The organism is Actinoplanes sp. ATCC 53533, from assembly GCF_003947245.1.
Genome location: NZ_QHHV01000015.1, coordinates 204,423 through 217,750, shown reverse-complemented (window position 1 = coordinate 217,750; position 13,328 = coordinate 204,423). Strand labels below are relative to the sequence as shown.

The window sequence follows — 13,328 nt, the reverse complement described above, 5'->3', positions numbered from 1 at the left end:
CGCCCCGACCTCGCTGATGTAGGTGAGCGCCTACGATAACGCAGCGGCCACCAGCAGTTGCCGGGTCACCGAGTGCACGTCGGTGTGCTCGTCGCCGGTCAGCAGCACCACGCTGGCCCGGCGCTCGGGCAGCCAGGCCGCGAAGGCGACGAAGCCCGGGACGTCGCCCGGGTGGAAGAACGCCCGGTGCCCGCCGACCGTGCCCACGTAGAGGCCGTAGCCGTAGTGGCCGGCGAAGAAGGTGCGGCCCGGCTCCGGCTCGGCGGCGGTGAGCGCGAGCGGGCCGGTCATCACCGCGCGGGACTCGAAGCCCAGCAGCTCCCCGGAGTGGATCCGCTCGCTGTATCGCGCCAGGTCGCCGACCGTCGACCACACGTCGCCGGCCCCGGCCGGCTGCTCCCCGGCCGGGCCGTCGCCGGCCACGTCGTCGCCCGGCGGCCGGCCGGTGGTGGTCGAATCCATCGCCAGCGGCTTGAAGATGTGCTCGGCCAGGAAATCGCCGTACGGCTGCTCCGCGGCCAGCTCGACGATGTGCGCGACCAGCAGGTAGCCCGGGCTGCTGTAGTGCCAGTGCAGGCCCGGCCGGCTCACCGGCGTGCCCTGCGGGATCAGGCCGGCGCGCTCGCCGGGGGCCATCGCCGCGAGCGCGGAGAAGCCGGGCTCGGTGCCCCAGTGCGGCAGGCCGGAGGTGTGCGTCAGGAGGTGGTGCAGCGTGACCTCGCGCCACCAGGGCGGGCTGCCTGGCAACCAGTGCGCGACCGGGCGGTCCAGGGCGAGCTTGCCACGCTCGGCCAGCAGCAGCGTGGCCACCGCGGTGAACTGCTTGCCGATCGAGGTGATCGGGAACCTGGTCCCGAGCGTGGCGGGTGGGCCGGCGGACTGCACCGCGACGGTCCCGCCGACGGTCACCAGCGCGGCACCGCGCAGGCCCTCGAGTGTGCGCATGGCCGACAGGCTATCGCTGTTACGAGCGGATGCGGAGGCCTCAGGCCGCCGGAAGCCGGATGGTGACGGTCGTGCCGGCGCCCTCGACCGATTCCACCACGATCCGGCCGCCGTGGTTGTCCACCACCGTGCCGACGATCGCCAGGCCCAGCCCGGTGCCCGGCACCGCCTGCCGGACCGCGTTGCTGGCCCGGAAGAAGCGGGTGAACAGCGCTTTCTGCTCCTCCGCCGGGATGCCCATGCCGGTGTCGGTGACCCGCAGGACGATCTCGTCGTCCTCCCGGCGGGCCAGCAGGCCGACCGTGCCCGCGCCCGGGGTGAATTTCACCGCGTTGGACAGCAGGTTCATCAGCACCCGGTCGAGCTGGCCGGGGTCGGCGTGCAGCGGCAGCGGGCCCCGTACCTCGGTGCGCAGGCCGACCTCCGCCTTGGCCGCCGCCGGCGCGATCTCCGCGAGCGCCCGCTCGACGAACGCCACCAGGTCGACCGGCTCCCGCAGCGCGGAGAACGCCCCGGACTCGATCTTGGAGAGGATGAGCATCTCCTCGATCAGGTCGCGCAGCCGCCGGGAGTTGCGCACGATCACGTCGAGCATCTTCGCCTGGCCGTCGTTCAGCTCGCCGGCCTCGCCGTCCAGCAGCAGCTCGACGTACCCGGAGATGCTCGTCAGCGGGGTCCGCAGCTCGTGCGAGACGGTGGACATGAAGTCGGTCTTGGCGGTGTCCAGCTCCTGCAGGCGGGACCTCAGGTTCTGCTCACGGACCTCGGCGCGCAGCCGGGCCATGTCCGGTGTCGAATTCCCGCCGTCGGGCCGGCGGGCGGCCCGGCGGGCAGTGACCAGCGCGGTGACCGCGGCCGTCGCGGCCGCCACCAGGGTCAGCACGGTCAGGCGCCCGACAGTGTGGTCCCGGCGCATGGGAGTTCGCTCAGGCCCGGGACCGGCTCAGCAGCGCCTGGATGCGGGAGACCAGCTCCCGGGGACTGAACGGCTTGGTCACGTAGTCGTCGGCCCCCGCGCTGAAGCCGCCCTCCACGTCGTGCTCCTGGACCCGGGCGGTGAGCATGATGATCAGCATGCCGGCGGTGGCCGCGTCGGCGCGCAGCATCCGGCACACGTCGATGCCGGACAGCCCGGGCATCGAGACGTCCAGGACGGCGAGCGTGGGATGGCGGGCGCGGGCCTGCTCCAGGGCGGCCTGCCCGTCCTCGACCGCGATCACCTCGAGGCCGGACTGTTCGAGCTTGAACGCCACCAGGTCACGGATGTCGGCGTCGTCGTCGGCGACCAGGACCACCGTCACGGCCATTTCCCCCCGTCGAGACCGCGCCGGGAAGGCTCGGCCTACTTTTCACTACTTATCGGGACGATATCCGGTTAGTCCCCTGTGTGACTGCCGCTCGGCGCAACCGCATCGCAACTGGTGCGCAGCCGCTCTCGCAGCCCCGCCCGGGTGTTCTGGAACCAAGCCACCCGAGAGCGACCGACCGGCTGGAGGACCCGATGACTTCGCAGAGCACCGACAACGTCCGTACCGAGGCTCTGTTCGTCTCCTACCTCCAGCGCTCGCAGCAGCCGACACCGGAACTCATCCGGGCCGCGGTGACCGCGACGGTGGACCGGCTGGGCGAGCACGGCTGCGCCGCACTGGTCGCCCAGGAGTTCGGCGAGCACCCCGACTGCGCGCAGGGCCGGATGCAGTGGGCCCGGAACGCCGTACGCCTCGCGTACGCCGCCTGACACTCCCCCGTACGGCGGAAGCACCCCCTCAACCCTTCGCCTCGAATACGCACCGTGACGACTGAGCCGGTGTATCGGCACTTCCCCTACCGTGAGTGAGTGCCAGAGGACGTCACCGCCCGTCACCGGGCCGGCGGTGCCGGCCGGCTGCTCGCCGTGCGATCCGCCAGCCCTCGGCACGCGGCGCCGGTGTTCGCGCCCTCGGTAGCCTCGGCCACCCGGACGGCCGCCAAGATGCCCTGGGCCCTGTCCGTCCTCGCGATGCTCATGCTCGTGGTGGTCACCCCGCTGGCCCTCCGGGCACCCGACACGCAGCAGGCGACCGTACCGTTGCCGACGTTCTCCGTCCCGGCGCTGCCGACCGAGACCGACCCGGCACCGGCGACCACCCGGCGGCAACTGCAGGCCGACCGGCAGGTCATCAAGATCGGTCCGGCGCCGTCCGCCGCGGCGCCGTCCGCGTCCGCGTCCGCCTCCGTCCCCGCGTCCGCGAGTGCCGTCGTGGCACCGGTGCTGCTCGGTCCCGCCTCGAACGCCGAGCTCCTCTCGTCGCTGAACTCCTACTGCCGGGCGACCTACGGCCAGTTCACCCGCGCGATGTCGACCGCCGACGGCTGGGTCTGCGGCACGTTCGGCCGGGGCCCGGTCGCGCTCGACCTGGACGCCATGTGCCGCTGGAGCTACGGCGACAGGGCCCGGGCCGTCCTCGGCAGCGCCACCGACCCCCAGAGCTGGCGCTGCTACCGCGACGGGCCCTAAGCTGTCCCGCATGCACGCGCGATTGAGCATGTGGTGGCCCGCCGACCCGGCGGCCACACCCACCCGCGCGTAACTCACCCCAACGCGGCCGCCTCCGACGAGGCGGCCTTTTTCGTACGGCCCGGTCCTCGGCGGCGGCCCCAGCCCGAAGCGAGGACCCGATGCCACCTTTCGCCCTGCTGCACCGCGACGGCGCCGACCACATCGACGTGCTGACCGGCGACGTCGTCACCGTCGCCACGCTCGCCGACATCCCGCTGGCCCCCGGCGAGCCCGGGCCGCAGACCCTCGCGCTGGTCCCGTACCGGCAGATCGCCGAGCGGGGCTTCGCGGCCGTCGACGACGGCACGCCGCTGGAGTGCCTGCGGATCGCCACCCGGACGACCCGGCCGCTCGATGAGCTCATCGCCGAGCTGCCCGAGACCCCGGTCGTGCTGCGCGACGGCGGCTTCGACCTCTCCGACCAGGCGTACGGCGCGATCGTCGAGGAGGTGCTGCGGGACGAGATCGGCCGCGGCGAGGGCGCCAACTTCGTGATCCACCGGGTCTTCACGGCCACCGTCGACGGCGACCCGCTGGACGCCGCCCGGTCCGCTTTTCGCGAGCTACTCATCCGCGAGCAGGGCGCGTACTGGACGTTCCTGGTGCACACCGGCACCCGTACGCTCGTCGGCGCCACCCCGGAACGGCATGTCAGCGTCGCCGACGGGCTGACGATGATGAACCCGATCAGCGGCACCTTCCGGCACGACGGCACCCGCGAGCTGGCCGACTTCCTGGCCGACCGCAAGGAGATCGACGAGCTGTACATGGTGCTCGACGAGGAGCTCAAGATGATGGCCGCCGTGGCCGAGCACGGCGGGCAGGTGGTCGGGCCGTACCTCAAGCGGATGGCGCACCTGACCCACACCGAATACCTGCTGGCCGGCCGCGGCTCGCTGGACGTGCGCGAGGTGCTGCGCGCGACGATGTTCGCCCCGACCGTCACGGGCAGCCCGGTGGAGAACGCCTGCCGGGTCATCGCGCGGCACGAGCGACGCGGTCGCGGCTACTACGCGGGCGTGCTGGCCCTGCTCGGCCACGACGACGAGGGCCGGCAGACGCTGGACGCGCCGATACTGATCCGGACCGCGGAGATCTCCCCGGCGGGCCACCTGCGGGTGCCGGTCGGGGCGACGCTGGTCCGGCATTCGACGCCCGAGGGCGAGGTCGCCGAGACGCACACCAAGGCGGCGGGCGTGCTGGCCGCGCTGGGCGCGTCCTCGCTGCGGCCACCGACTGTACGCCCGGCCGACGACGACCCGGCGATCCAGGCGGCACTGGCCGCCCGCAACGACGGACTGGCCCGGTTCTGGCTGGACCAGCGCCGCCCGGGCGCGCTGACGGTCCCCGCGCTCGACGGCCGGACCGCGGTGATCGTGGACAACGAGGACACCTTCACCGCGATGCTGGCGCACCAGTTGCGGGCGCTCGGGCTGGGCGTGACCGTGGTGCCGTGGACCGTGTCCGCCGTACCGGATGCCGACCTGGTGGTCGTCGGCCCGGGCCCGGGCGACCCGGCGTCGGACGAGCCGAAGATGGTCCGGGTCCGCGCCCTGGTGGCGGACCTGCTGGCGGCGGGGCAGCCGATGCTGGCGGTGTGCCTGGGCCACCAGGTGCTCTCCGCCGCGCTGGGGCTGCGGCTGCACCGCCGGGACACCCCGTATCAGGGGGTGTCCCGCGACGTCCCGCTGTTCGGGGCGGTCCGGCGGGTCGGCTTCTACTCCAGCTTCACGGCGCTGAGCGCCACGGGACGGCTCGCCACCGCGTACGGGGAAGTGCTGATCGCCCGCGACGAGGCGGACGGCACCGTGCACGCCCTGCGGGGTGCCGGCTTCGCCGGCGTGCAGTTCCACCCGGAATCGGTGCTCAGCGCGGACGGCATCACCGTGCTCACCGAGTTTCTTCCGCCACTTCTTGCCCACGTGGTTAGCCCCGCGCCTGCGGGGTAGCGATAATGCTGTCGGTGGTTCAAGCGGATCGAGAGCCTCCGCTTGGACCACCGACCCTTCTCATCGGCCGGTGGCCGCCGCCAGCTGGTCGGCGTCGACGTAACCCTGCTGGACCGCCAGGTCGCCGAGCCGTTGCCAGGCCAGATCCGAGGTCGCCTGCAGGTCGAGCAGCTCCTCGAGCTCGCGCACGGTGAGGAGACCCTGCTCGACCAGCCGCTCGCCGATGCGCCGCTGGGCGGTGACCGAGAAGGACCGCGGCACCCGCGACACCAGCCGCGACAGCGAGCCCGCGCCGGCGACGGTGAGCAGGTGCAGCACCGGTGCCAGCGAGATGAGCAGGGTGAGCCCGGCCCACACGTACAGCGACGGGTAATCGTGGTGCAGCAACTGCCCGGTGACGATGCAACCGGCGGCCAGCGCGGCCCAGCCCAGGTGCGGCCGGAAGGTTCGCCAGGTGTCACCGGTGGCGGCGGAGCCCTTGGCCGTGACGACGTATGCCAGCGGCCGCCCGGCCAGCTGCGCCGCCGCCGCGGCCACGTAGATCGGCGCGGTGATCAGCTCCAGCGCCATCCCGGCGAGCCCCCACGAGCGGCGTTCGTGCTCGACCAGGTTGAACCGCTGGGTGAACTGGTAGAACACCATGCCGACCACGATGTTGGCGGCGAAGAGCACGCCCCAGACGAGGGCGGGCAGCCGGGTGATGGTGACCCCGCCGACCAGGTAGGTCGCGCTCAGCGCGACGCCGATCACCCAGGACAGCGCGGTGGTCGGGTAATGCGACTGCAGAGCGAAGAACGACCACCGCTGCCCGGCGCGGAGCCGGTGCAGCAGCCGCGGCGAGTGCCGGCGGGCGATCTCCCAGATGCCGTACGCCCAGCGCTTCTGCTGGCTGAAGAAGTCCGAGTACGTCGCCGGGCCCTCGCCCACCGCCAGGATGTCCGGGGTGTAGACGCCACGCCAGTTGTTGCCGGAGGCGGGGTTGACCGTGCTGTAGATGACCATCGAGGTGAGGTGGTCCTCGATGATGCAGTCCTGATAGCCGTTGATCTGCTGGAACGCGGTCGGCCGGTACAGGTGGTTGGTGCCGATCAGCAGCGGCGCGCCCCGGCCGTTGCCGCCGCGCTGCATGATCCCGTGGAAGATGTACGCCAGCTCGGCCGCGCCCTTGGCGACGAAGGACTCGCTGAGGTTCGCGTACACCTGCGGGGCGACCACGAAGGCGGTGTCCGGGTCGGCGAAGTAGCCGAGGGTGCGCTCCAGGAAGTTCGGGTACGGCACGTGGTCGGGGTCCATCTGGGCGACCACGTCGTAGTCGGCCTCGTGCGCGGCCCGCCAGGCGTTGTGGTTGCCGTGCTTGGTGCGCGCCTTGAACTCACCGCTGGGCCGGTTCCACTCCGGGTGGCCCTTGCGGCTGAAGTGGCGCACGCCGATCTCCTCGCACCGGCGGCGGACCTCCGCGTCGTCGCCCTCGTCGAGTAGCCAGACGTCGACGGGCCCCTCGTGGCGGACCCGCTTCATCGCCCGCAGGGTCGTCATCACCAGGTCGACCGGCTCCTTGCCGGGCACGATCGTGGTCAGCACCGCCACCCGCAGCCCCGGCGGCGCCGGGATCGGCACCGGGTCGCAGGCGCGTGCGGCGAAGTAGGCCAGCACCCAGGTGCGCAGGCCGACGATGAGCTGCAGCCCGATCATCAGGAACAGCCCGACGACCATGACCGTGTTGGCGATCGGCTGTCCCGGCCGGAACTGTGGCAGGTTGCCGGGCAGCAGCAGGTAGACCACCAGGGCCGCGGCCAGGGCGATGTGCAGCGAGGCGACACCGAGCATCAGCCGGTGCTGGCCACTGCTCAGCACCCGCCGGTAGCGGACGACTTCTGTGACCGGCTGCAGCGGGCCGGTGATCTCGGTAGCGGTCCGGCCGTAGAGCTTGCCGGGCAGCCGGCGCTCCAGAACCTGGCCGGCGGCCGGCTCGCGGCTCATCGACCGGTCCAGGATGCGGTACGGGACATCGGTGCGGGCAGCAGGCGTCGGTTCACCTCCGAGTAATCGACGCCGCGCGGGCCGGCTTTAGGAGTGCCGCCCGCACCGATACGTCACACCGGGGTCAGCTGCTCTTCGACGGCGCCGGTGCGCTCGGCGCGCCCGAGGGCGGCGTGCCCTGCCCCTTGGGTCCCGCCGGCCGCTCGCCGCCGCCGCGGTGGCCGGGACCGCCGCCGCGCTTGCCGTCGCGCTCGGTCGCGACCACGACCGAGGTGGCGTCCAGGGAGACGCCGTCGGGGTTGACGGTGCCCTCCGCGTGGATCCGGGTGCCGACGGCCACCCCGTCCGGCTTGGCGGTGATGTTGATCTGCCGGGTGAAGCCGCTGCGGTCCGTGATCATGATCTGGGTGGCGCTGATCGACTTCACCGTGCCGTCCAGGTGCGGCTTGTGCTCGCGGGGTGCGCCGCGGCCCGCGCCGGGCGCCGTCGACGGAGCCGCCGAGCCGCTCGGCGCCGGGGCCTCGGCGGCCTGGGCCAGGCCGGCGACGCCCAGGGCCAGACCGCCGCCGAGGGCGACGACCACGGCGATCCGCCGGGCCCGCTGGGTGCTGAGGATGTTCTTCGGTGGCAAAGCTCCTCCAGGTGCTGGATGACAGGTGCGGTACTCCACCGACCCTCACCGGGAAAGCTGAAGCGAGCCTGAATCCGGCGGTGTCTTCAGCGCATCTTCAGCTTCGTGCTCGATGGCGCACAGGTGAGCTGCGGATACTTCAGCGATGGTCGCGAGGGTGCTGGTGGTGGAGGACGAGGAGGGCATCCGGGCACCGCTGGCGGCGGCGTTGCGGGGTGCCGGCCACGAGGTCCGCGAGCGGGTGGACGGCGCCGGCTTCGAGGACGTCGTCGACGCGTTCCGACCGGATCTGGCCCTGATCGACGTCCAGCTGCCCGGCGGCCGGGACGGTTTCGCGCTGGCCACGGCCCTGCGCAACCGCAGCGACTGCGCGGTCCTGATCGTCACCGCCCGGGACGCGGTCGACGACCGGCTCCGTGGGTTCGCCGCCGGCGCCGACGACTACGTGGTCAAGCCCTTCGCCACAGTCGAGGTGCTGGCCCGGGTCGGTGCGATCCTGCGCCGGCTCGGCCGGGTGCCCTCCACCGTGCAGGTCGGCGACCTGGTCGTGGACGAGGACGCGCGGCTGGCCGTGCGCTCGGGGACCACGCTGGAGCTGACCGCGACCGAGTTCAAGCTGCTGGCCTACCTCACCGGGCACCGCGGCCGGATCCTGTCCAAGACCCAGCTGCTCACCCAGGTCTGGGGCTACGACGAGTACGACCCCAACCTGGTCGAGGTGCACGTCAGCGCCCTGCGCCGCAAGCTCGAACAGCACGGCCCCCGGCTCATCCACACCGCCCGCGGCCTGGGCTACGTGGTGCGCCCGTGAGGCTGCCGCGGCCGGAGTCCCTGCGCGGCAGGGTGACCTGGGCGGTGCTCGCCCTGCTCGCCGTCATCCTGGTGGTGCTCTTCACCGCCGTCGACATCGCGCTGTCGGCCCGGCTGCAAGCCGACGCCCGGACCCGGCTGACCGACCGCGTCGCCCTCGCCGCCCAGCTCGATCCGCAGCTCAGCGCGCAGCAGCTCGTGGACCGGCTGCGCGGCGACGGCGTGACCGCCCGGCTGTGCGTACGCGACGGCGGCGGCTGTGTCGCGGCGGCCTCCGACCCGGCGCCGCCCGGCCGGCGCAACCCACCCGGCGGCGAGGCCCGGCCCCGGCGGACCGGCGCCGCCCAGGCCGAGGTGCCGGTGGAGACGGCCGGCAGCGTGATCTTCGTCCGCACCGAGCTGCGCGGGAACCAGGTCCTCACCCTCAGCCTGGACACCACGCAGATCACCGACGCGGTGCACCGGCTGATCGTCCTCGAGGTCATCGGCGGGCTGCTGGCCCTGCTGCTGGCCGGGCTCGCGTCGGCGCGGGTGTCGCGCGCGGCGCTGCGGCCGCTGGAGGACATGACCGCGCTGGCCGGGCAGATCGCCGCGGGCGACCGGGGCCGGCGGCTCGGCCATCAGCGGACCGACTCGGAGCTGGGCCGGACGGCGGCGGCCTTCGACTCGATGCTCGACGAACTGGAGGCGGCCCTGGCCACCGCGAACGCCGCCGAGGCCGGGATGCGCTCGTTCCTGGCCGACGCCTCGCACGAGTTGCGCACCCCGATGGCCGGGCTGCAGGCGAACGCGGAGCTGCTGCTGCGCGAGGAGCTGGACCGGCCCGAACGGGAACGGGTCGCCGTCGCCATGATCCGCGAGACCCGCCGCGCCGCCCGCCTGGTCGACGACCTGCTCACCATGGCCCGGCTGGGTCAGGGCGGCGTCCGGCTGGCCACCGAGCGGGTCGACCTGGCCCGGCTGGCGGAGGCCGAGGTGTCCCGGGCCCGCACGCTCGCGCCATCGCTCACCTTCACCGTCACGGCCCCTGCCACCGAGCCGGGTCCCGTGGTGCTCGGTGATCCGCTGCGGCTCGGGCAGATCCTCACCAACCTGCTCGACAACGCCCGGCATGCCACCCCGGCGGGCGGGACCATCACCGTCGACGTGCGACGGTCCGGCGAGCGGGTGCTGCTGGAGGTCGCGGACACCGGTCCCGGCGTACCCGCCACCGAACGGGCGCTGATCTTCGAACGGTTCGGCCGTGGCGACGCCTCCCGATCGCGCGACACCGGCGGCGCGGGGCTGGGCCTGCCGATCGCGCGCGGCCTCGCGGTGGCGCACGGTGGCGAGCTCACGTACGCCGACAGCCCGGCCGGCGCCCGCTTCCAGGTGGACCTGCCCGCCGCGACGTAGGTTGCAGAGATGGAATATCGCACCCTGGGGCGCAGCGGCTGCGCCGTCTCCCGCCTCTGCTTGGGCACCATGACCTTCGGCACCGAGTCCGACGAGGAGGTGTCGCACGCCCAGCTGGACCGGTTCGCCGAGGCCGGCGGCACGCTCGTGGACACCGCCGACGTCTACTCCGCCGGGGAGTCGGAACGGATCATCGGCCGCTGGTTCGCCTCGCGCAGCGCCGAGGTCACCGAGCCGATCGTGCTCGCCACCAAGGGCCGCTTCCCGACGGCCGGCGACGCCAACGGAGCCGGGCTGTCCGCCCGGCACCTCACCCGGGCGCTGGACGCGTCGCTGGGCCGGCTCGGCCTGGACACCATCGACCTCTACCAGGCGCACTCCTGGGACCCGATGACGCCGCTCGAGGAGACCCTGCGGACGCTGGACGGCTTCGCCCGCCAGGGCAAGATCCGCTACTACGGCTTCTCCAACTTCACCGGCTGGCAGCTCACCAAGGCCGTCCACCTGGCACGCGAGCTCGGCCTAACCGCCCCGGTCACCCTGCAGCCCCAGTACAGCCTGCTGGTCCGCGAGATCGAATGGGAGATCGTGCCCGCCGCAGAGGACGCCGGCCTGGGCCTGCTGCCGTGGAGCCCGCTGGGCGGCGGCTGGCTCAGCGGCAAATACCGGCGCGACCAGCGGCCCACCGGCGCGACCCGGCTGGGCGAGGACCCCGGCCGGGGCATGGAGGCCTGGGACCGGCGCGGCACCGACCGCACCTGGACGATCATCGAGGCGGTGCAGGCGATCGCGGAGGACCGGGAGGTGTCGATGGCCGAGATCGCGCTGGCCTGGGTCACCGACCGGCCGGGGGTGACCTCGACGATCCTGGGAGCGCGCACGGTCGCCCAGCTCGAGACCAATCTGCGGGCCGCGGAGCTGCACCTCACCGAGGCGGAGACCGCGGCGCTCGACCGGGCCAGCGACCTGGCCGCGCCGGACTACCCGTACGGCCCGCTCGGTATCGATCAGCGCAGCCGGGCGCTGGCGCCGCGCCTAGGATCGTGAGCATGGAAGCGACCTTCTTCTTCGATCCCGCCTGCCCGTTCACCTGGCGCACCTCGCGCTGGCTGATCGGCGTGGCAGCCGAGCGCGACGTGGCCCTGCACTGGCGCGCCTTCAGCCTGAGCATCCTCAACGGCGACAACGTCCCGGAGCAGTACAAGCCCATGATGGCCGCGTCGAGCCGGGCGCTGCGCCTGGTCGAGGCGCTGCGGGCGGACCACCGAGACGAGACCGTCGGCGCCTTCTACACCGAGCTCGGCAACCGCACGTTCGAGGCCGGCGTGCCGATCTCGGACGACCTCGTGGTGGCCGCCGCGGAGGCCGCGGGCGTCGCGGATCCCAAGACCGTGCTCGACGACGAGTCCTGGGACGAGGCGGTCCGCGAGTCGCACGAGCTGGCGTTCGGCTCCGCCGGGCCGGACATCGGCTCCCCGGTGCTGATGGTCGAGGGCGCGGGCCGCGGCGTGCACGGGCCGATCATCGACCGGGTCCCGGGCCGGGAGGAAGCGCTCGCGATCTGGGAGGCGGTCGTCGGTCTCGCCCGCAGCGAGACGTTCTTCGAGCTCAAGCGCGGTCGCGCCTGACCCGTTCTCAGGCGATCCGCCAGCGTTGGGCGTTGTTGCCCAGGCAGGTCCACTGTCGCACCTCGGCGCCCGGGGTGGTGACCAGGTTGTAGTCGTCGAGGCAGAGGCCGCTGTGCCTGTTCTGGATCGTGGACCAGCCGTTGGCGTCGGTGGTGACCCGCCACTGCTGCACGGCCAGACCGTTGCACGGCCACTGCTGGATCACCGATCCGGCGGCGGTCGCCCACTCCTTGTCGTCGAGGCAGAGACCCGAATGCCGGTTGCTGATCTGGTGGAAGCCGTCGGCCGTCGGGGTGAGGAACCAGTCCTGCACCGCCGCGGTGCTGCAGGTCCACTGCCGAACCTCGGCGCCCGCGGCGGTGAGCCAGTTGTAGTCGTCCAGGCAGAGGCCGCTGTGCTGGTTGCGGATCTCGACCACGGTCGCGTTCTCACCCGAGGGCGCGGCCAGGATGGTGTTGGTCGACACCGGCACGCCCAGGTTGGGGGTGCCATCGGAGTTCCAGGAGATCTTCTGGACCCGGGTGGTGCGGGTGGTCCCGCACCCCTGCGTGGCCGAGGCGTTCGCGTGGTAGGCGATCCACGTCTCGGTGCCGTCGGGTGAGGTGAAGAACGAGTGGTGGGCGGGGCCGTAGACACCGTTGGCGTCGCTGCGCTGGAAGAGCGGGTTGGCGGCCTTGGTCCACGAGCTCGCCGACAGCGGGTTGGTGCCGGTGTATTCGAGCATGCCGATCTTGTAGTTGGGTCCCTGGCAGTGGCTCGCCGAATAGGTGAGGAAGGTGCGACCGTTGCGCTGCAACGCGAACGGCCCCTCGTTGACCGCGCCGTTCTGCGTCTCCCAGGCCAGGGTGGGCGCCGAGATCCGGGTGCCGAACGCCCCGGCCGTCCAGGGGTTGGTCAGCGGCGCGATGAACAGCGACTGCAGGTTGTCGCTGGCCTCGAAGGCCGAGAACATCAGATAGTTGGCGCCGTTGAGCTTGAGCACCCCGGCGTCGATGGCCCAGCCGTTGTTCGGCATCAGGTTCAGGATGCCCCTGATCGTGTAGGGGCCGAGCGGGTCGGCGCCGGCGCTCTCCGCGACGTGGGTGCGGCGTGCTCCACCGGACTGCTCGACGGAGTAGTAGAGGTACCACCGGCCGTTGATCTGTTCCAGATGCGGCGCCCACATGCTCGTGCCGCCGGTGTTCACCACCACCTGCTCGGCGGCGACCTGCAGGCCGGCGATCGTGCTGGCCTTGCGCATGACGACCGTCGAGGACCAGGTCGTGGCCACGTAGTAGTAGAAGCCGTTGCTGTGGACGAGGGTGGGGTCGGCACTGTTCGGGGTGTCGACGACCGGATTGGTGAAGGTGGGCCCGGCGGCCTGCGCGGGTGACGGACCGACGGCGACGGTCAGGGACACGCTCAGCAGGAGGACGGCGGCCAGCGAAAGGGCACGCCGGAGGAACAGCATG

Annotated in this window: 13 protein-coding genes; 7 read left to right on the top strand and 6 right to left on the bottom strand. The window is 72.6% G+C overall.

Translation table 11 applies throughout. The features are described 5' to 3' along the window. Nucleotides 1-30: 30 nt before the first annotated feature. From DMB66_RS06575 to DMB66_RS06565, 3 genes are read right to left on the bottom strand one after another with little or no spacing between them, the layout of a single operon-like run. Nucleotides 31-945: a serine hydrolase gene (locus DMB66_RS06575; protein ID WP_125803099.1), complete on the bottom strand. Its 915-nt coding sequence runs from the start codon at nucleotides 943-945 to the stop codon at nucleotides 31-33. 40 nt (nucleotides 946-985) lie between these two features. Beyond that, nucleotides 986-1,861: a cell wall metabolism sensor histidine kinase WalK gene (locus DMB66_RS06570; RefSeq protein WP_125803098.1), complete on the bottom strand. Its 876-nt coding sequence runs from the start codon at nucleotides 1,859-1,861 to the stop codon at nucleotides 986-988. 10 nt (nucleotides 1,862-1,871) lie between these two features. Continuing rightward, nucleotides 1,872-2,246 (bottom strand): response regulator transcription factor, encoded by a 375-nt coding sequence (locus DMB66_RS06565; protein WP_125803097.1) that lies wholly within the window; start codon nucleotides 2,244-2,246, stop codon nucleotides 1,872-1,874. Nucleotides 2,247-2,446: 200 nt separating this feature from the next. On the opposite strand from DMB66_RS06565, the gene DMB66_RS06560 reads away from it, so the two are divergent. From DMB66_RS06560 to DMB66_RS06550, 3 genes are all read left to right on the top strand, one after another. Then, the gene (locus DMB66_RS06560; protein WP_125803096.1) at nucleotides 2,447-2,683 is read left to right on the top strand and encodes a hypothetical protein; all 237 of its coding nucleotides are present in this window, start codon (nucleotides 2,447-2,449) and stop codon (nucleotides 2,681-2,683) included. A gap of 99 nt (nucleotides 2,684-2,782) precedes the next feature. Then, nucleotides 2,783-3,442 (top strand): hypothetical protein, encoded by a 660-nt coding sequence (locus tag DMB66_RS06555; protein ID WP_125803095.1) that lies wholly within the window; start codon nucleotides 2,783-2,785, stop codon nucleotides 3,440-3,442. A 161-nt stretch (nucleotides 3,443-3,603) separates the two neighbouring features. Then, the gene (locus DMB66_RS06550; RefSeq protein WP_125803094.1) at nucleotides 3,604-5,433 is read left to right on the top strand and encodes an anthranilate synthase family protein; all 1,830 of its coding nucleotides are present in this window, start codon (nucleotides 3,604-3,606) and stop codon (nucleotides 5,431-5,433) included. Nucleotides 5,434-5,493: 60 nt separating this feature from the next. Here DMB66_RS06550 and DMB66_RS06545 read toward each other — a convergent pair whose 3' ends face one another. Both DMB66_RS06545 and DMB66_RS06540 read right to left on the bottom strand, forming a co-directional pair. Next, on the bottom strand, nucleotides 5,494-7,413 hold the full coding sequence (locus DMB66_RS06545) for a glycosyltransferase family 2 protein (protein ID WP_233624341.1): 1,920 nt from the start codon (nucleotides 7,411-7,413) through the stop codon (nucleotides 5,494-5,496). Nucleotides 7,414-7,537: 124 nt separating this feature from the next. Next, nucleotides 7,538-8,044 carry a hypothetical protein gene (locus tag DMB66_RS06540; protein WP_125803093.1) on the bottom strand — a complete coding sequence of 169 codons (507 nt, stop codon included), beginning with the start codon at nucleotides 8,042-8,044 and terminating at the stop codon, nucleotides 7,538-7,540. Between the two features lie 145 nt (nucleotides 8,045-8,189). On the opposite strand from DMB66_RS06540, the gene DMB66_RS06535 reads away from it, so the two are divergent. The 4 genes from DMB66_RS06535 to DMB66_RS06520 are packed head-to-tail and all read left to right on the top strand — an operon-like array spanning nucleotide 8,190 to nucleotide 11,877. Beyond that, nucleotides 8,190-8,855 (top strand): response regulator transcription factor, encoded by a 666-nt coding sequence (locus tag DMB66_RS06535; protein WP_125803092.1) that lies wholly within the window; start codon nucleotides 8,190-8,192, stop codon nucleotides 8,853-8,855. Beyond that, the gene (locus tag DMB66_RS06530; RefSeq protein WP_125803091.1) at nucleotides 8,852-10,249 is read left to right on the top strand and encodes a cell wall metabolism sensor histidine kinase WalK; all 1,398 of its coding nucleotides are present in this window, start codon (nucleotides 8,852-8,854) and stop codon (nucleotides 10,247-10,249) included. Before DMB66_RS06535 ends, DMB66_RS06530 begins: the two co-directional genes overlap by 4 nt. 9 nt (nucleotides 10,250-10,258) lie before the next feature. Continuing rightward, entirely contained in the window at nucleotides 10,259-11,296 is a 1,038-nt protein-coding gene (locus tag DMB66_RS06525) for an aldo/keto reductase (protein WP_125803090.1), read from the top strand. Between the two features lie 2 nt (nucleotides 11,297-11,298). Next, on the top strand, nucleotides 11,299-11,877 hold the full coding sequence (locus tag DMB66_RS06520; protein ID WP_125803089.1) for a DsbA family protein: 579 nt from the start codon (nucleotides 11,299-11,301) through the stop codon (nucleotides 11,875-11,877). Between the two features lie 7 nt (nucleotides 11,878-11,884). Here DMB66_RS06520 and DMB66_RS06515 read toward each other — a convergent pair whose 3' ends face one another. Beyond that, nucleotides 11,885-13,327, bottom strand: coding sequence for a family 43 glycosylhydrolase (locus DMB66_RS06515; RefSeq protein WP_125803088.1), 1,443 nt, complete (start codon nucleotides 13,325-13,327; stop codon nucleotides 11,885-11,887). Between the last annotated feature and the right edge of the window lies 1 nt (nucleotide 13,328).